This is a genomic window from Cellulophaga sp. BC115SP (assembly GCF_009905545.1).
In the GTDB taxonomy this organism is placed as follows: domain Bacteria; phylum Bacteroidota; class Bacteroidia; order Cytophagales; family Spirosomataceae; genus Flectobacillus; species Flectobacillus rivi.
On record NZ_JAAALB010000007.1, the window covers coordinates 44,427 to 64,373 of the forward strand.

Sequence of the window (19,947 nt, forward strand, 5' to 3'; positions counted from 1 at the left end):
AATCAAGGCTTATGATTCTTTTGTTTTTTCATTCCTCTATCTTTGTGGTATAACTGTCAACAGTTATTATGAGAACGCATTGTTCTGTTAACCCCAGTATGATAGAATTTATATAAAATGTCAAAACCAGTTTTAGTTATCAAATTTGGAACAGCCTCCATTACGCATAAAAGTGGAGAATTGAACGAGGCTGTTTTGCAAGAAATTGCTCGACAAGTAGCAATTCTTCATCAGGATTATCATATCGTATTAGTATCCTCAGGTGCAGTAGGAGCAGGAAAAGGCTTTATCAAAGAATATAAAGGAACAATCACCGAGCGCAAGGCTGCGGCAGCTATTGGTAATCCTTTGTTGTTGGCCAAATACACCAATTATTTTTCTCAATATGACATTGCCATTGCTCAAAGCCTTTGCGAGCGACAACATTTTGCCAATCGTAATCAGTTTTTACAACTGAAAGAGACCTATCAAGAGTTGTGGGATAACGGCATTATTCCGATTGCCAATGAAAATGACGTAGTAAGTAATTTGGAGTTGAAGTTTTCTGATAATGACGAATTGGCTACATTAATCGCCACAGGTTTTGGTGCTTCAGCTTTGTTGCTTTGTACATCTGTGGGGGGCTTACTAGATGACCAAAAACAGATTATTCGTTTTGTTGAACAAATTGATGAGAAGGTCTTAGGGTTTGTAGATACTGATAAGTCTGCTTTAGGATTGGGAGGTATGGTTTCAAAACTGAATTATACCCGTTTGGCTACCCGCATGGGAATCAAAGTGGTAATTTTTGGGATGAACAAGCCAAATGGGATTATCGAGGCGGTTGCTGAAAAGATAGGAACGGTGTTTGCACCTCAAGAAGCTAGCTTGACGGCTCGCCAAAAATGGCTAGGCAGTGGAAGTATTATTTCTGGTAATGTCGTAATAGATGCAGGCGCTGTAGAAGCGCTAAACAAACGAAAAAGTTTACTAGCGGTTGGTATAACTGAAGTTGATGGAGAATTTGAAAGAGGAGAAGTTTTTGAAATCTTAGACCAAGCTACAAACGTAATAGCTATTGCAAGAGCGAGAGAGTCATCTTTAGTGATTGCACAGAATCTCAAAACCCAAAATTTTGAGGTAGCCAATGCCGACGAAATTGTATTATTATAAAATTGGAAGGGCCGAAGAGGCCCTTTTCTTTGCCTTCTTTACCTGCTTATGAACTTGATTCGAACCTTAAAGTACGCTTCGCTTATCTATCTTCTTATTCCATCCATCTTGTTTTTATTGACTTGGGTCAATCTTAGTGTTGGGCTAAGTGCTAGTATCTTGATGATTACCTATTTCTTTTGGTATGTGAAAAAAGATGTAACAAATGATATTAGAGAAGTGTCTGCTCAGTATTATGGTTGGGCTCATATCGTGGGGATATTGGCTTTAGCCATAGGTGTGAATGTATTATTAGGGATAGGAGAGTTTAAGAGACAAGAGTCTGACTTTGTTGCTAATAATTTCAAATATTATGATTTGATTCAGCATGATTGGCCTTTGTATTATGCTCACTACAAAGTACACATGTGCTATTATCTAGGATATTATCTACCCGTAGCGCAGCTTGCAAAATGGTTCTCTTTGGAGAGTGCCCGCTATTTTGCTTTGGCATGGAGTGTTTTAGGTTTATTTTTTGCGTTATTGTGGATAAGCACTTTTGTAAAAAAGAACGGAGGTTTATTGGTCGTATTAGTCATAATATTTCCAAATGCTTGGATAATATATGCCTTGATTGATTTGATAGGATGGCATCGAGAGGTATTTCCGCACTATTTTATTCTTATCAACGATTTTTATCTTGTGCTTTCCAAATTTGAAGATAACTGGGCTTGGGCTCCTCAACATACTTTACCCGCTGTATTGGGGGCTTGTTTTATTTTAGAGGCGTTTTTAAGCAAGAAAATTAACCGACCTGAGCTCTTATTAATGCTACTTTCAACCATGTATTGGAGTCCTTTAGCGAGTATCGGTTTATTTCCTTTTGTATTAATTCTTTTTTTAAAAGACTTCCAGACACTTTTCCTTCAAGAGAGGCTGCCTGAATTATTCGGAATGATAGGGTTAGTGACAGCTTTCCTACCTCTTATGATTTACTTCATCAGTACCGAAGGAGTGAATAGCGGAAATACAGGCTTTATTTGGCAAGCGGGCAGTTCATTATGGATAGTTTACTATGCCATCTATGTGCTCGCAAATGTAGGTATTTGGTATTGTTTTATTCGAACAGAGCCATTCGAGTGGAGCCCATTAATCTATGGGTGTATGTGTTTAATTATGATATTTGGTATTTATCGAGTAGGACTCTACAATGATTTGAACATTCGTGGTGTGATACCAGCGTTTACTATCATGTCTTGTTGTATCAGTATTTGGATTATGTATTATTGGAAAAAAAAGAAATGGACCGTTTATTTTTTAGCCATATACATTTTATTAGGAGGGCTACATTCGATACGTAATTTCGGTTTAGCAATATCTCCAAGTAAGCCTCAAACTACGATTGCAAAACCTTTTATAAATAATTATACCTCAATGCTCTCTTTTCAGGAAAGTGCTTATGGCGACTCTACGGCAATTAAAGAGTATTGTTTGAAAAAAGATGGCTTTTTTGATAAATACCTTTTGAAAAAATAATTACTTTTTGATAGTCAAGAATAGTGAGCTACCAAACGGAGTTGAATCGAATAGCCTTCTTTCTATCCTTGAACACTGATAAAACAATTGATTGATGCCTGCATTGGGAAGAGACACATCTGATACAATTTGAGTTTTATCAATCAAATTTAATTTAAGTTGTAGTTGTTGTAACTTACGTACTGCCAAGATGAGTGGAGATAAAAAAAATGGCCAATAGGTATGTTTCTCTATGGTTAGAGTGGCTGGCAAATACTGTGCATACGTAGATTTGGTAAAACGATGTTTACCTCCCACAGCGATATCATGAGTCCCGAAGAACATATCAAAGGCATTGTTATTTGTTAAAAAAACGCCTTTCGGTCGAAGTAATTTTGCAATCCCCGCTAAAGTACTTTTAATAGCCTCTGAGTCAAGACAATATACGACATCATTGCAAACAATTACATCAAAAGATTCATTGGGAAAATGATTACCCAATTCGGCAGCATTCATTTTCTGAACGTTTAAGCCACGCTGTTGACAAAAACTTAGAGACGATTCCGAATAATCTATACCTTGAATATTCGTATATCCTTGTCTTTGGAGAAAGGTTAATAATCCTCCTGTACCAGCACCAACATCTAATATCTGAATTTCCTTATTTTGTCCAAAATTCTCGACAATACCTTCCAATACCCTTTGATGTAGCGTTTGATACCACCAGAGTTTTTCCTCCACCTCAAACATCATTTTGTATTCTTCGTGACTACTATTCAGCATGGTTGATATGTTTTGATTTTATGACAAATTGTGGATGATTATTTTGGGTCAAAAAGCCTTTGGCAACATATTCGCCAATAATTCCTAGTCCAGTAATCTGAATACTTCCTAAAATAGAAATGGCATAAAAAGTGGCACTACAATCAATAAAACCAAGAAGTTGTATCAAAAGAAGTATAAAACTTAACCCGAGAGTGATAAGTCCAGTGCTCAGGATGATTCTAACAGGTAAAAGTGAGTACCCAAAAAGAATGGATAGGAATAATGCGACTAATTTTTGAACGGTATAACTGGATTGTCCTTCGGTTCGTGCATGATGCTCAACCAAAACACGACCAACATTTTTGGTTACCCGAAAAATTAATGCATCGATATAAGGGTAAGGTCCTGTGTATTTACAGATTTCGGTTACCACTTCTTTTTTAATAAGTTTAAAGCTAGACAAGTACAAATCTTTAGGTTTTCCGAAAAGGTATGTTGTCATTTGATTGACTAGCCAGCTGCCAATATTGCGAAAATAATGATGCTTTTTATCTTCGTAATAACTATAAACCACATCTAGATTATCAGATTGAGCTTTCTGTAAAAGTTTTAGTATTTCACTAGGAGGGTTCTGGAAATCGTCATCAATGATTACAGCAAAATGCCCTTTCGTATGGTTAAGCCCACAGATTACCGCATTAAATTCCCCAAAATTTCTACGTAAAGAAATAAAGCTTACTCTCGGATAACGGAGCGCCAATGCAGCACAAACTTCCTCAGAATTATCAGGACTTCCGTCGTTTACAAGAACAACTTCGAATGAAACGCTTTGTAAGGTTTCATGTAATTTACTTACCAACGAACCAATAGATTGCGCTCCTTTATAGACAGGAATTACAACTGATAATAGCATATCTTAAATGAAAGGATGATAACTTTTTAGGAAAGATTTCAAGAGAATGCTCTCTAACCTTTAAAATTATTGATTTTTTCGATAATGTACTCAATTTCTAATTCTTGCAAAGTAGGGTTTAAAGGAATACTGAGTACTTCTTGATGAATCTTTTCTGTAATCGGGAAACTGAGATGATTAAATTCTGAAAGTGCCTTTTGTTTGTGTGGAGGAATGGGATAATGTATGTCGGTTCCGATACCATTCTCTGCTAAATAGGAACGAAATTTGTCCCTATTGGATGTTCTAATCACAAATAAATGCCATGCATCCTCATCGATTGAATTAGATGGAGGAAGGACAATTGAAGGGTTTTGAATTTGTTCTAGATAATGGCGAGCAGTTTTTTGACGATACAGATTTTCTCCATCCAAATGTTCTAGTTTAAGAGATAGAAAAGCAGCTTGTATTTCATCTAAACGACTATTGAGTCCAACTTCATCAAAGACATATTTTTGAGATGAACCATAATTTCGAAGTTGTCGATAAGCTTGAGCAAGCGATTCACTATTGCAAGTAATCGCACCACCATCTCCCAATGCTCCAAGGTTTTTGGAAGGATAAAAACTAAAACCTGCTGCATCACCTAAATTGCCTGCTTTTACGCCTAAATAGGTAGCTCCATGAGCTTGCGCTGCATCTTCAAAGATGTGTAATTGATATTTTTCTGCAATAGCTTGAATAGCTGTCATCTCACAACATTTTCCATACAAATGCGTAAGCATGATAGCCCTAGTATTGGTTGTAATAGCTAGTTCTATTTGATTGGGGTCAATCAGATAGGTCTCCTGGGATGGTTCGACTAATACAGGCTTTAGACCAGCATTGATTACAGCCAAAATCGTAGCAATGTAAGTATTAGCAGGTACAATGATTTCAGATTGTGGAGGATATTTACAGGCTTTGAGGATAATGGTAAGAGCATCTAAACCATTGGCTACACCTAGGCAGAAATTGGTTTCACAATAAGAGGCAAAACGATTTTCAAACTCAACTAACTCTTGACCTAAGATAAACCAACCTTTTTCAAGCTTTTCCGAGAAAATCCTTTTTAAATCATCATGATAAGGCTTATTGGTACTTTGTAGACTCAAAAAAGGGATAATCATAAAAGTGTAATTGTCGATTGTGGGTAAGGTTCATAAATGTAGTCATCTTTATCATAAAATTTATTGGCCAAGACCAATAGGATAGCGTCACTAGAAAACTGGTCCATTACGTGCCAATCCTCTGGTGCTAAGACTAAACATTTTTGAGGCGAATCTAGTAAGAATTCTTCTTGTTTAAGGCCGTTGTCATTGAGAACACGACAACTTCCAGATATACATACTAAGGCTTGCCAAGTTTCTTTGTGACGATGTCCCCCACGGACAGAGTCTTCCTTTCCCTGAATATAAAACACGCGTCTTATGTGTCCAGGAAGAATTTTTTCAAATACAGTTAAATCTCCTGCATCAGAGCTGAATGTATCCAATAGTAATAATTGACTCACTATTATTAACGAAGGTTTAAAAAGTGACGTGGTTGTATAAAAGTATATTAGGTACGCTTATCGACGTATTTCAATCGATAACGTAATTGATTGGAAGATATATATGCTTATAAGTATTAATAGAATCCAAAAATACTAAATATAATTTAATACTAAGGGCAATAGTACTTTTAAATTGCTCAATTAGGGGATTAAATAGATTAAACGGTTATAAAGTGCGAAAATCTATAATATGATTGAATCGTGTAGAAAAAAATATACCTTTGTAAAATATTTACGATTTCAAAATCCTGTTGAAGGGATTCTTTGATATAGATTTTAATATAAAAATGGTTAATTTACAAAAAAACGCCCGTTTTGCGGGCGTTTTTTGTTTTTGTTATGCAATCACAACTGCTATGCCTTTCTCTACATCTTGCTCAACAGTTTTGTATTTTACATTTTCCTTAATTGAACCATCTTGATATTGAACGGTTACTCTTTGATTGCGATCAGCAATTTTGATGGCTTGTCTTGGAGCAACTTTCTCAACATGCTGACCTGCGCTTGGATCAATATAATCAAGACCTGAATCTAAAGTACCAGCCAAACCACCTACTAATGATGAAATAGCCTCATCTTTTTGTGTTTGTAGCTTTGGTTGTGGAGCTGGTGCTTGTTGTACCACAGGTTGTTCTACTGCTTGCTGAAAATCAGGCATGTCGGCCTTCATTAAGAAGCTAACAGTGTCTACGTTGATACGACTCAAGAAACGTTCGAACAATTTAACAGCTTCGAATTTGTAAATCAATAATGGATCTTTTTGTTCAAATACTGCATTTTGTACTGATTGTTTCAAGTCATCCATATCACGAAGGTGCTCTTTCCACTCTTGGTCAATAAGGCTTAATGCAATGAATTTCTCCATTTCAGAGATAACCTTTTTACCATTTGTAGCAAGCGTTTCGTTGGCATCAGCAAAGACACCTGTTACCAATACGCCATTTGTGATAGGTACTTGAATACCTTGATAGCCTTGAGATAAAGCTTCTTGAGCAAAGTCAATAACTTTTTCTGCTAGCGCTTTATTTTTGGCGTTATAGTGTTTCTCTGCTGCATCGTACAAGCGATTTGTACGCTGTTGAGTATTCAACTTGGCAAACTCCTCACGATCGAATGGAGGCTCCATTCCCAAAATATCAATAACACGAAGCTCTACTTCATCGTAAGAAATATTGTTTTGGATAATATCTGAACAAACGTCAAACGTTGTGTTGGCAATATCCAATGACAAACGTTCTCCAAACAAAGCATTCTGACGACGTTTATAGATAGCATTACGTTGGTAGTTCATTACGTCATCGTATTCCAACAAACGCTTACGAATACCAAAGTTATTTTCTTCTACTTTTTTCTGAGCACGTTCTACTGACGAAGTAATCATAGAGTGTTGGATTACCTCACCTTCTTCCATACCCATTCGGTCCATCACTTTAGCAATACGGTCTGAACCAAATTTACGCATCAAGTCATCGTCCAACGATAAGAAGAATTGAGATGAACCTACGTCACCTTGACGACCCGCACGACCTCTCAACTGACGGTCGACACGACGAGATTCATGGCGTTCTGTACCAATAATAGCCAAACCACCAGAAGTCTTAGCTTCAGGCGATAACTTAATGTCTGTACCACGACCAGCCATGTTTGTTGCAATAGTCACTTTGCTTGCTTGACCTGCTTCAGCAACGATTTCGGCTTCACGAGCATGGTGTTTGGCGTTGAGGACGTTATGCTGAATCTTACGAATCGTAAGCATACGGCTCAATAACTCAGAGTTTTCGACAGAAGTAGTACCAACTAGTACAGGGCGACCAGCTTCTACCATTTCTTGAATTTCTTGAGCTACTGCATTGTATTTTTCACGAACAGTTTTGTAAACTTTATCTTCGTGGTCATTACGAGAGATCTTTCTGTTCGTAGGAATTGTTACAACATCCAATTTATAGATTGTCCAAAACTCACCTGCTTCTGTTTCGGCAGTACCCGTCATACCACAAAGTTTGTGATACATACGGAAGTAGTTTTGTAAAGTAATCGTAGCGTAAGTCTGTGTAGCATCTTCGATATTAACATTTTCTTTTGCTTCGATTGCTTGGTGCAAACCATCAGAGTAACGACGACCGTCCATGATACGACCTGTTTGCTCATCTACAATTTTCACTTTACCTTCATCGATGATATATTCAGCATCTTTTTCGAATAAAGTATAAGCTTTGAGCAATTGGTTTACTGTATGGATACGTTGAGTTTTTGCTGAGTAATCACGAATCAAAGCCTCTTTTTTAACCAAGCGGTCATGCTCGTTCAATTCTGCATCTTTCTCTATGGTATTCAAATCAACAGACAAATCAGGAATAACGAAGAAGTTTGCATCGTCAATCAATCTTGCCATGAATTCAAGACCTTTTTCCGTAAGTTCTACCTGATTATTTTTCTCTTCGATAGTAAACATCAATGGAGCATCTGCTTCAGGCATTAACTTCTGGTTTTCAGCAAGGTAGATAGATTCTGTTTCTTGCATGATTTGCTTCACACCAACCTCTCCCAAGAATTTAATCAACGGACGGCTCTTTGGCAAACCACGGAAAGCACGGAATAATGACAAACCACCTTCTTTTTTCTTTCCTGCTGCAATTAATTTTTTCGATTCTACCAATAACTCCTGAACGATACGTTTTTGTTGATCAACCAAACGAGCTACTAATGGATTGAAAATTTCGAAATCTTGTTCATCTCCACGAGCCATTGGTCCACTGATAATCAATGGAGTACGAGCATCATCAATCAAAACGGAGTCAACCTCATCGACCATGGCATAGTGGTGCTTGCGTTGAACTTGTTCTTCTGGGCTACGAGCCATGTTGTCACGTAGATAGTCAAAACCAAACTCGTTGTTTGTACCATACGTAATATCTGCCAAATATGCTTTACGACGAGCATCTGTATTTGGTTCGTGCTTGTCAATACAGTCAACCGTAATTTGGTGGAATTCAAACAATGGCGCATTCCACTCAGAGTCACGTTTAGCAAGGTAGTCGTTAACGGTTACAAGGTGTACGCCACGTCCAGCCAAAGCATTCAAGAATGAAGGTAGCGTAGAAACCAACGTTTTACCTTCCCCAGTTGCCATTTCGGCAATTTTACCTTGGTGCAATACAATACCACCGATCAACTGTACATCGTAGTGAATCATATTCCACTCGATTTCGTTACCAGCGGCCATCCATTTGTTATGCCAAATGGCGGTGTCTCCAACAATCTCAACGTTTTTCTTTCGGCTAGCCATCTCAATATCATAAGGAGTTGCAGTAACCTCAAGTTTTTTGTTTTCCGTATATCTTCTAGCCGTTTCTTTTACAATCGCAAATGCTTGAGGAAGAATTTCCATCAAAACTACTTCTAACGATTTGTTACGATCAACTTCCAACTTATCGATTTGATTAAAGATATTTTCTTTAACATCAACCGACATTTCAGGATTACCTTCAATTTCTAACTTGAAATCAGAAATTTCAGCATCATATCTGGCTAAGCGCTCTTGAATAAGAGCTTTAAGGTCAACTGTTTTTTGACGAAGTTGATTGTCCGTCAAATTAGAAAGTTTGGCGAATTCAACTTTGACGTTTTCTACAATTGGCATTAATTCTTTGATGTCACGCTCTGACTTAGTACCAAAGAATTTTGTAACAGCCTTGGTTAAATAATTTATCATTTTGTTCGTATTCGTTAATCTTTAGAGATTATTAAATGAGGTTTTAAAATAGGGTATTTTTTCAAACACAAAGCCTGTAAATTCCTATTGGTATTCCTACAGAAAATTAATTACTTACAAATTTAGTTCATTAGAACCTTTTAAAAACAATTTCGTTATAATTAATATTGCATAATAAAACGATTTGTCATATTTTAGAAATCATTTAAAACGCCTTTTTGAATAGGTAAGTTATTGAATATCATGGAACAAACTCCTCAACGCCGTCGTCCACCTCGTCAAAAGTTAAAAATGCCTTTCTTTGGAGATTTGATGGGCGGATCAGGCAATAGTTCGGCTGGTCAAGAGAAAAATCCTCTAAATGGCAAAATCACACCTTTGATTTTTCTAGTTGTGCTGGTGGTTTATGGGATTGATTATTTAACAAGCAGTGGCAAAAATAGACCTGTTACAGGAGCTGGCGATATTAAACAGATGGCTTGGAATGGTAAAATTACCAAAAAATGGGCCAACGTAATTGATTCGGCACGAATCCATTATTTAATCGAAATAACCGAAGTAGTTAATGATAGCACCAAGGAAAAAAAGGTAATAGATTTGTTTGAAGAGAAAGGTGACTTTTGGGATAAAGTTAGTCCTAAAAATACCTTAATCAAAAAAGAAGGAAGCTTAGATGTTACCATACAACGATATTTTAAAAAGGATACAGTGATAAAATTACAATATCCTTGATAATGAGTTAAGTAAAGATTTGAGTACGATTTAAGGGTGAAGCTTGCTTCACCTTTTTTATTTCATAAACCTCATGGTCGAATGGCATAAAATTTGTACGTATAGATGTATTACCCACACGTTAAGACTATTTATTTAAAAAAATGAAAAGAAAGTATCTCTTAGTCCTAAGTATTTTAAGCATTTATACCGCCAATACATTTGCTCAATCCTCAAAGAAAAACAGTAGTAAGTTTACATTAAAGCTACCCGCCAATCAAGCTTTTGTGTTACCTGCCAATCCTTACATGAGTGTAAGCGATGTATCTGTTTTATTGTCAGTTTCTTCATTGTTATCATCGTTTGCTTTAGTCGAATCGGTAAAATCCGAAACCCCAGATTTGAAGCTTAGCTCCTCTAATCGTGATTACATCATTACGGATGTCTCATACGATGACGAAAACGATGAGGATGATGAGGATGCTTTGCGTTCAATTATGGATAAAAAAGCAAAGGTTAAAGAAACAATTGTTTTACCAAAAACAGCACCGAAAGTAGAAGAGCCTAAGTCTGTTGCCGTTAGCGGTGCAAGTAGCTCTAAAGCAGAAGGAGGGTTATATGAGTATGTCGTGAAAGAGGCTGTTCCAGAGGTGACCTTAACTGAGGAAGAGAAAAAACAATATAATTCTAGAGGAATGCGTGTGCTTTCTTTGTTGGAAGAAGAAGCCTACAGCGATTCAGTTTTTACAAAACCTGATCAAATCGCTGTATTTCCAGGGGGAGCAGAGTCTTTCTTGAAATACTTAGATAAGACACTTAAAACCTCTAAAAAGCTATCAGATGCTGAAAAACAAGATAAGGTTGTTGTACAGTTTGTAGTTCGTAAAGATGGACGTACTGAGCGTTTCAAACTTATGAAAGCTTCTGATATAAATACAACAGGACTAGTGTTGGACGCATTAAACAAAATGCCTAATTGGGAGCCAGCTATTACGAAAGGTGCAACAGTTAGTTCATTAGTGCAGGTAGAAGTGCCTGTTATTAGTACTAAATAACAGCGTAAATATAAAGATTCGTTATCCTGAATATTGGAACTAGGATTATTCTCCAAGTTTTCATCAAAAAAGCGGTCGGAAAATATTTTTTCGACCGCTTTTTTGATACTATCATGCTAGCTATGATTCGGCTTAAGACGCAAGCATTGCGTCTCTATCTCTACTGTTAAAATGTAGATTTAAAGAATAAGCACTCATTCACTCAATTAGGAATGATATGCACTAATCGCAATAAATAGGTAGTTCTGGGTAGTCGTAGTACTCAAACATTTTAGCAATTTGACTTTCTACAACGCGGTCTACCGAAAGAGGAGGGATGTTGTTCCTATCAAAAAACTCTACTGCTGATGTTTCTTGTGTATGTGCATTTAGTTCTCCACCGATGATTTCGCATAAAATAAATAACTTGTAAACATACCAAGCTTGCGGAGGATGAGCATGATTTCTTTTATCAAAAACGCCTAATAATTTCACAGCTTTTACTTTAAGTCCAGTTTCTTCCCAAGCTTCTTTTTCAGCTACTTCAAATGGAGTATATCCTACGTCGCCCCAGCCACCAGGCAAAGACCATTTACCGTCCACTGTTTCTTTAGCCATCAAAATCTTACCCTCTTCATTGAATACCACAGCACGAATATCCACTTTAGGAGTTTGATAACCATCTCGTTCGCTTGCAAATAGGTTAATGATTTTTTCAACAGGTTCATCCGTTAGTTTCTCTAGGATTTTTACGCTTAAATCAGAAATTTCTTGATAACGCTCAAGGTCATAAGGTTTGTCTGCTGCATAAAAAATACCTGCTTGGGCAATTGACTGGAGTTTTTGAGCTATTGCTAGCCAATCTAGATTGTTCATTTGAAAAGGGAGGTAAATTATTAGATTCTGAATCGTTGAAGTTAGAGAAAATAGCAATACTTTTTGTACAAATGCTTTAAAAATGAGGTAAGGGCACAAATAAAACCATGAGTCATCCCTAATTTAGTGATTGAGCGGATGAGTGATTATGTTACAATTTGTATTCTAGTAGTAGAGACGCAATGATTGCGTCTTGAGCTGAATAAAATCTAGTATAATAGCATCAAAAAAGCGGTCGAAAAATATTTTTCGACCGCTTTTTGATGAAAATTATGGAGAATAATCCCAATCCTAAAAATTCAGGATGACTCATATTTTAAAAATATATAGCATGATTAGCTATTGCTTAATTTGGTTTCTGAGCCTTTATGTTCAAAGGTTTCCAAACATTATTTTTTGAGTTGAAATCAGGAAGAACATGGTCTGGGTCGATGCTCACTGATTTAAAAGGCAAAGTTGTTGAGGTTTTAAATGTCCAAGAGTTACCTCTTTGCCAGATTTCAACAGGAAGTTTGATACGTTCTTTAGTACCGCCAACCATTTCTAATTCGACCTCGACAGGCATTGCTAGCTTTTCAAGATTTTCAATAGTGATAACAGCACCGTTTTTAGGATCTTGTTCAATATACTGAACATCTTTTACGGCTTGGTCTAATTTCCAAGTTTCATAGAACCAACCTCTCCAAAACCAGCTTAAATCTTCGCCAGAGGCATCTTCCATTGTTTTGAAAAAGTCATAAGGAGTAGGGTGTTTAAAAGCCCAACGTTTGATATATTCTTTGAACGCATAGTCAAATCTATCTTTTCCTAAAACTTGTTCTCTCAAAATTTTCAAGCCAATAGCGGGTTTGTAATATGCCTCATAGCCCAAGTTGCTTGACTGCAATACATCAGGAATATTCATGATAGGTTCTGCACTTTCACGGAATAACTGTTTAGCCATTTGGTGCATATCCATTTTATAACCTTTGTATTCGCCATTGTTAAAATCGTCGGTCGAGTAAAAATTGATGAAGGTATTAAAGCCTTCGTCCATCCATGCGAATTTACGTTCGTTTGAGCCTACAATCATTGGGAACCAGTTATGTCCAAATTCATGGTCGGTCACGCCCCAGAGGCCTTGTGTAGTACTTGTGCTTCCACAAAAAACAATTCCAGGATACTCCATACCGCTGATTGAACCTGCCACATTGGTAGCCACAGGATAGGTGTATTCATACAACCATTTTGAATAGAACTCCAAGCATGATTTTACGTATTCTGTTGAGCGTCCCCAGCCTTTATCACCTCCAGATTCTGCTGGATAAGCAGACATTGCGAGCGATTTTTTACCACTTGGTAAATTAATTCTAGCAGCATCAATCACAAATGCTTTCGAAGAAGCAAAGGCTACGTCGCGGGCTGTACTGCATTTAAACTTCCATGTGATTTTACCTTCAGTTTTTGGTCTTGAATTAGCTTCCACAACTTCTGCGGCACTTCTAATCATGACAGTTTTATCGCTATTGCTAGCTTGAGCCAGTCTTTTGAGTTGTTCACTTGTCCAGCATTCTGATGGATTGGTAAGTTCGCCCGAACCTACAATGATATGTGATGCAGGAGCGGTGATAGCATATTCAAAATTGCCATATTCTAGGTAAAATTCGCCTGCGCCTAGATAAGGAAGAACGTTCCAGCCTTCAACATCGTCATATACGCACATACGAGGATACCACTGAGCAATTTCATAAACGGTTCCTTGTTGTGCTTCGTGCATTCCCACGCGGTCTGAGCCGTATTTAGGAATCTGGAAAGAATATACAATTTTAATTTTGGCTGAGCCGATTTTCTCAGCTATTGGATTCGCCAAACGAATTTGCATACGAGTATCTTCTACCACAAACTCCGCAGGCTTTCCATCGATTGTCACAGATTTGATGGTATAGCCACCATTGAAATTGACATTGCCAAAGCGCCCGCCTGAAATGGGCGTAGTTGCCGAACCACGAGATTTGTTATTAAATTGGTTTTGGTCAAGTTGTAACCAAAGAAAATTAAGCTTATCTGGCGAGGCATTTTTATAGGTAATTTCTACGTCGCCATCTAAGATATTTTTTTGGTCATCGAGTGCAACATTGATTTTATAATCTGCTTGGTTTTGCCAATAAGTAGCCCCTGGCGACCCTGTGCCACTGCGAGTAGGAGTAGACAGAGTGTAATTGAAAAGCGGGTTAAAAAGGTCGTATTGACTGTAATTAGATTTTTGTTGTGCCTGACTGCTCCAATGCAAAGCAAGCAATGAACCTAAGGCAATTAATTTTTTTACCATCTGTTGTTGAATGTTTAAAAGTAGATTTGGCAGAAACTATAAAAACGAATCCATTGCAATTTAGATGTTTTCCTACAAAGACAATGTTTTATCTTTGTAGCTTTGAGCTAACGGATACCATTTATAGTTAAAATAAAAGCATTCTGAAACGATAAACGATTGAGAGAACAAAAATAATGAGTCAAGATACAAGAAAAATTAAACCGCAAGAGCTAGCATTGATAGAGCACCTTTTAGGATTGGTTGGGTTTACTACAGAACAATATCCTGTTCGTGAAGATGTTGTGGAGTATGAAGATGGTAAAATGGGAAGCATCAGTGTTGGCGAAGACCCTAATCTTTACGATGGTGATTTGATTCAGGTAGAATACGTAGATTCTGATGGAACTCCCGTGTTGATTACACTCACAAAAGATACCAATAACAAATTGTTAGATTTAGATTTTTGGAAAGTAGATTTTTCCAAATTAATCACTTATCCTCAACCTCATCAGGTAAGTGTTAGACCATTAGATGCAGGAGTGTGAAATTTAAATAAATAGTTCATAAACATATTTTGTATGTTTATGAACTATTTATATTTATCTACCATAAATGAACTTTTTGCCCGATATAGCCAAAGTTTGTAATCTTTAGGTTTTGAATAGTACAAAGGGCTATTTGATAATCGCCTCGCGGGATATCTAGATAAGAAAATCCAGAACTAAAACCAGGGTTTAATGGATTTTTACCAGATAATAATTTTCTAATAGAAAGGGCATTCAAGGTACATGCAGTCATAAACATATTTTGCTTTCCTATGAGCACAATAAAATGCCCATTTGAATGCAAAATCTTTGATGGTACTGGTAAGTTACTATTTTCAATCACTTCATATTGAGGATAAACCCCATACATATCCTTATTTTTCCCTTGTCCTCTAGTAACTTTAAATAAAGATGGTTGATACTGTAAGGTTGTATCCTTTGCCAACTCTTTAAGATTTTGAACAAATGCTGGAGTGAAAGACCCTTTTGGAGTAAAAATACCTTTTTGTCTTAAAAAGTCATATTGATGTTCTTCATCGTTAGCTATATACTTTGAAGCTTCCCAGTTGAAAATGTCACACTGTAGTCTTTTTTGATATTCAATGGCATTACGAAAGTTTATAAAGTTAGCTCGTGCATAAAATACTAGAGCAAATAGCATCATACTAATTCCCACAATTCTTTTCTTTATTTCACTTTTTTGAAGTCCTGCAAGAACACATATATATATAAGGCTAAAAAGCCCCAATGTAAATATTAATTTATGACCAGTCAAAATTTCTGATAAATACCCATTATAATCTTCTCTCCATCGTTTCAACGTATTCAAAGTAATCATTATTAGCATAAAAGCTATACTTGTGATAATGAAGTTATGTACTGTATTATTCCACCTCATTTTTGTGAAAAATAAAAATACAGGGCAGAATAACAATATTGCACCAAATATAATAGTAGTGAATTCAGAAGAATTGAAAATAGTTATAATATTACCGCAGAATGCAACAACTAAAAGTGTTATCTCTTTAAAATGGAGAAATATTCCTGATAGTTGGTTTCCTGAATGTGGGTCTTTAATGTCTGGAATAGAGATAATCATCAAAAATAAAGCTATCCCAAAAACCATACTTTCCTTGTAGTATTTTCTCACAAGATTATTTAAAAATAAAAATAATGCACAGAGTAGCGCCGTGCTTCCTATACCAAAGGATATAATAATAAATATGATAGCTAGGAATGTTTTTTTCTTAACTATATCTAAGTAGAAAATATAAATAGGAACAACAAAGGAACTGATATAAAAAAAAGTCTCGTATGAAAAAAGATAAGTGAGGTAAGGTCCTAGATTTAAAAATAAGAAAGGAATGGGTAAAAAGTAGAAAGAAGAAACATCTAGCTGTTTTATAATTGTTTTGATTAAAAACAAATACCCCAATAAAATTAAATTACCAAGAATACAAATAAATTGAAAGTTGACATTACCAGTTAATGTGTAACTCAATACATATAAAAGACGAACGACCACAGGTCTACTTTCATTTTCTGGAGCAATAAGTGTTTTGGCTGAATTTATGAATCCCTCAGCATTGTAATAGTTTTTTAGAAATTTTCCTGCAATACGATACTCATCTCTAGAAATCATATTGAAGCTATTTTGTATCAACCAAATGAAAAATAATGATGTTGGTACACATACTATAATCCAAAATAATAAAGGTGAATAATGCTTATGAAGAGCTTTCGAAAACTGAGTAATCATGAAATTGTGCAGTGGTTTCTAATATTTATTTATGATATAATAACTTATGCACCAAATGTAAAGGTCGTATTATGCGACCTTTACATTTAGTTTATCAAATTAGTGCTGCATGAAGGATTTCAACTGCATGCAAAGCTGTACGACCAGTACCATCATGGATTTGGTGACGGCAGCTTGTACCTGAAGCTGCAATGATTACCTCATCTGGTTGCTGGCGAATTGTTGGGAACAATACTAATTCGCCCACTTGATTAGAAAGTTCGAAGTGTTCTTTTTCATAGCCAAACGAACCCGCCATACCACAACAACCACTTGGAATCAATTGAACTTCATAGTTACTTGGTAATGAAAGCGCTTTTTTGGCAGGAACTAAGCTAGAAAGTGATTTTTGTTGACAGTGACCGTGTAATTTGATTAAACGTTTTTCACTTGTAAACAACGACTTATCAATACGTTTAGCATCAATTTCTTTTGCTAAAAACTCCTCAACCATAAAAGTGTTTTTTGCTAATTTTCTAGCATCTTCTAGGAGATTATCATCAACCAAATCAGGATATTCGTCACGGAAAGTTAGAATTGCTGATGGTTCAATACCTACTAAAGGAGTATTTTCTGAAATAACATCTTTTAGTAAGGTTACGTTTTTCGTAGCCAATGCTTTTGCATCGTCCAATAAACCTTTTGATAATTGTGGACGACCAGATTCCACATGGTTTGGAATAACGACTTCATAGCCCAGTTTTTCTAGTAACTCAACCGCTTTTTTACCGATCTCCACATCATTGTAGTTCGTGAATTCATCAGCAAAGAGATAAACTTTTTTACTTAAACCAGTTGCTTTTGAGCGTTTCTTATTCCAATTCAAAAACGTTTCCTTTGCCAAAAGAGGCATCGTACGTTCAGGGTGGAACCCGACGATATTATTAGCAATTTTACGTAGCGCAGGCGTATCAAATACCAAATTGTAAGCCCAAGGAACATAAGACGCAACTTTTGAAAGTTTCGAGAAATTGGCAATTAATTTACTACGAAGAGGTACTCCATTATCCTTGTAATATTGGTGCAAGAATTCCATCTTTAGTTTTGCCATATCTACGTTCGACGGACAATCAGATTTACATCCTTTACATGCCAAACATAAATCCATCACTTCTTTGATTTCTTCATGATCAAAACGATTGGCTTTGTCCGAACGAGTCAAAAACTCTCTTAAAATATTAGCACGAGCACGAGTTGTTTCTTTCTCATTGCGAGTAGCCATGTAAGAAGGACACATAGTTCCGCCTGACAAATGCGTCTTACGACAGTCGCCCGAACCGTTACATTGCTCGGCATGTTGCAAGATATCTTGGTCGTAAAAACGGAAAGTTGTTTTGAATTCTGGGGTAGTTTGTCCCGGCGTATAGCGTAGGAACGTATCCATCGGAGGAGTATCTACAATTTTATTTGGATTGAAGATATTTTTAGGATCCCAGACCTTTTTGATTTCTTTCATCAATTGATAGTTGTGGTCACCAACCATCTGCTTGATAAACTCGCCTCTCAAACGACCATCACCGTGTTCTCCAGAAAGAGAGCCTTTGAATTTTTTTACTAAAGTAGCAATCTCTTCCGCAATCAATCTAAACTGTTTATTGCCTTCTTCCGTCTTTAAATTAATGATAGGGCGGAGGTGAAGTTCGCCAGAGCCAGCGTGCGCATAATGCACACAATACATATTATTGGCTGCAAGAATTTCATTAAACTCTTTAATAAATTCAGGCAGGTCATTGACATCCACGGCTGTATCTTCGATAACAGCTACTGCTTTTTCGTCGCCAGGAAGATTTGATAATAGTCCTAAACCAGCCTTGCGTAAATCCCAAACGCGCTTGGTATCAGCACCGTAAACTCTTGGGAAATGATAGCCAAAGCCAGCAGCACGCATTTCAGCCTCGATAGCAGCAGCCTGTTTTTCGATTTCGGCAACATCATTATCGCGAAGCTCAACCACCAAAAGTGCACCTGGGTCACCTTCCACAAAGAAACGATTTTGGCGATGCTCAGGGTTTGCTTTAGTACATTCTAGGATATAATGATCCATCAACTCCGAAGCAGAAGGCTTGTATTTCATCGCAATAAGATTGGCTCTAAGAGCTTCGTCTATGGTATTGAAATGAACACATAATAAACCGATTTCTTTAGGAGGTAAATCGTTGACATGAATTTTAATTTCGGTAATAAAACAAAGTGTTCCTTCGGAACCAGCAATAAGTTCGCACATATTGAATGCTTTACCATTTGGTGTAAATGGCTCACAGTTCAGTAGCATATCAAGTGCATATCCTGTATTTCTACGTTCGATGGTAGGCTTAGGAAACTCCGCACGGATTTCGTCTTGATTTTTTGAATCGCTGAGTATATCGTTAGTTTTAAGATAAATCTTATCTAACAAGGTTGCAGAGCCGTTTTTTTGTTGTGCTGTAGCTACCAAAGAGCTAAAGTCAGCTTTGTCGGTTGACTTAAAAACTGTTTCTGAACCATCTGCCAAAATAGCATGTACTTCTAATAAATGGTCACGGGTCGAGCCATAAACCACAGAGTTTGAGCCACATGAGTTATTGCCAACCATGCCGCCAATCATAGCACGATTGGCAGTAGAAGTCTCAGGACCGAAGAACAAACCATGTTTTTTGAGTTCCATGTTGAGTACGTCACGCACTACACCTGGTTGTACACGTACCCAATGTTCTTCTTTATTAACTTCAAGAATTTTTGTAAAGTTTTTGGAAACATCAACGACAATACCATCGCCCACAACCTGCCCAGCTAGCGAAGTACCAGCGGTGCGAGGAATGATGGAAGAACCATTATTGGCAGCAAAAGCAATAAGTTTTTTGATGTCCTCCACCGATTTTGGGATAGCAACAGCGGTAGGCATTTCACGATAGGCTGAAGCGTCGGTCGCATACAAGGTACGCATTACAGTATCGTAATGGAAATCACCTTCAAGCGTACCAGCAAGTTGTGCTAAGAGCTGATTACTTACTTTTTGACTCATTTTTGATAAGGGATTAATCTATCAATAGTGTAATTGCTATTCAGATTAATGCAAAATTAGTACGAATTATGAAAGAGTTTTTT

General features: G+C 36.8%; 14 protein-coding genes. 5 read left to right on the top strand and 9 right to left on the bottom strand.

The features are described from left to right. Positions 1-117: 117 nt before the first annotated feature. Both proB and GVN22_RS07650 read left to right on the top strand, forming a co-directional pair. On the top strand, positions 118-1,152 hold the full coding sequence (proB, locus tag GVN22_RS07645; protein WP_166550445.1) for a glutamate 5-kinase: 1,035 nt from the start codon (positions 118-120) through the stop codon (positions 1,150-1,152). 48 nt (positions 1,153-1,200) lie between these two features. Next, on the top strand, positions 1,201-2,667 hold the full coding sequence (locus GVN22_RS07650; RefSeq protein ID WP_166550446.1) for a hypothetical protein: 1,467 nt from the start codon (positions 1,201-1,203) through the stop codon (positions 2,665-2,667). On the opposite strand, the gene GVN22_RS07655 is transcribed toward GVN22_RS07650, so the two are convergent. From GVN22_RS07655 to secA, 5 genes are all read right to left on the bottom strand, one after another. Beyond that, entirely contained in the window at positions 2,668-3,429 is a 762-nt protein-coding gene (locus GVN22_RS07655; protein ID WP_166550447.1) for a class I SAM-dependent methyltransferase, read from the bottom strand. Beyond that, positions 3,419-4,324 (bottom strand): glycosyltransferase family 2 protein, encoded by a 906-nt coding sequence (locus tag GVN22_RS07660; protein WP_166550448.1) that lies wholly within the window; start codon positions 4,322-4,324, stop codon positions 3,419-3,421. Before GVN22_RS07660 ends, GVN22_RS07655 begins: the two co-directional genes overlap by 11 nt. A gap of 53 nt (positions 4,325-4,377) precedes the next feature. Beyond that, on the bottom strand, positions 4,378-5,472 hold the full coding sequence (locus GVN22_RS07665; protein ID WP_205690813.1) for a DegT/DnrJ/EryC1/StrS aminotransferase family protein: 1,095 nt from the start codon (positions 5,470-5,472) through the stop codon (positions 4,378-4,380). After that, complete coding sequence (locus GVN22_RS07670; protein ID WP_166550449.1) at positions 5,469-5,855, bottom strand: FdtA/QdtA family cupin domain-containing protein; 387 nt, start codon at positions 5,853-5,855, stop codon at positions 5,469-5,471. The genes GVN22_RS07665 and GVN22_RS07670 overlap by 4 nt, the downstream gene beginning before the upstream one ends. A gap of 379 nt (positions 5,856-6,234) precedes the next feature. After that, positions 6,235-9,606, bottom strand: a complete 3,372-nt coding sequence (gene secA / locus GVN22_RS07675) for a preprotein translocase subunit SecA (protein ID WP_370520401.1) — start codon at positions 9,604-9,606, stop codon at positions 6,235-6,237. Positions 9,607-9,852: 246 nt separating this feature from the next. On the opposite strand from secA, the gene GVN22_RS07680 reads away from it, so the two are divergent. Further along, a complete protein-coding gene (locus GVN22_RS07680; RefSeq protein ID WP_166550451.1) occupies positions 9,853-10,341 on the top strand; it encodes a hypothetical protein in 489 nt (162 codons plus the stop codon). 143 nt (positions 10,342-10,484) lie between these two features. Beyond that, positions 10,485-11,375 (top strand): hypothetical protein, encoded by an 891-nt coding sequence (locus GVN22_RS07685; protein WP_166550452.1) that lies wholly within the window; start codon positions 10,485-10,487, stop codon positions 11,373-11,375. A gap of 222 nt (positions 11,376-11,597) precedes the next feature. On the opposite strand, the gene GVN22_RS07690 is transcribed toward GVN22_RS07685, so the two are convergent. Both GVN22_RS07690 and GVN22_RS07695 read right to left on the bottom strand, forming a co-directional pair. Beyond that, complete coding sequence (locus GVN22_RS07690; RefSeq protein ID WP_166550453.1) at positions 11,598-12,230, bottom strand: NUDIX hydrolase; 633 nt, start codon at positions 12,228-12,230, stop codon at positions 11,598-11,600. Between the two features lie 346 nt (positions 12,231-12,576). After that, a complete protein-coding gene (locus GVN22_RS07695) occupies positions 12,577-14,538 on the bottom strand; it encodes a M1 family metallopeptidase (RefSeq protein ID WP_166550454.1) in 1,962 nt (653 codons plus the stop codon). Between the two features lie 176 nt (positions 14,539-14,714). Here GVN22_RS07695 and GVN22_RS07700 point away from each other — a divergent pair, with 176 nt between their 5' ends. Continuing rightward, positions 14,715-15,065, top strand: a complete 351-nt coding sequence (locus GVN22_RS07700) for a hypothetical protein (protein ID WP_166550455.1) — start codon at positions 14,715-14,717, stop codon at positions 15,063-15,065. 58 nt (positions 15,066-15,123) lie between these two features. Here GVN22_RS07700 and GVN22_RS07705 read toward each other — a convergent pair whose 3' ends face one another. Together GVN22_RS07705 and GVN22_RS07710 are read right to left on the bottom strand one after the other, a co-directional pair. Continuing rightward, the gene (locus GVN22_RS07705) at positions 15,124-16,707 is read right to left on the bottom strand and encodes a hypothetical protein (protein ID WP_166550456.1); all 1,584 of its coding nucleotides are present in this window, start codon (positions 16,705-16,707) and stop codon (positions 15,124-15,126) included. Positions 16,708-16,918: 211 nt separating this feature from the next. Next, entirely contained in the window at positions 16,919-19,864 is a 2,946-nt protein-coding gene (locus GVN22_RS07710; RefSeq protein WP_166550457.1) for an FAD-binding and (Fe-S)-binding domain-containing protein, read from the bottom strand. Between the last annotated feature and the right edge of the window lie 83 nt (positions 19,865-19,947).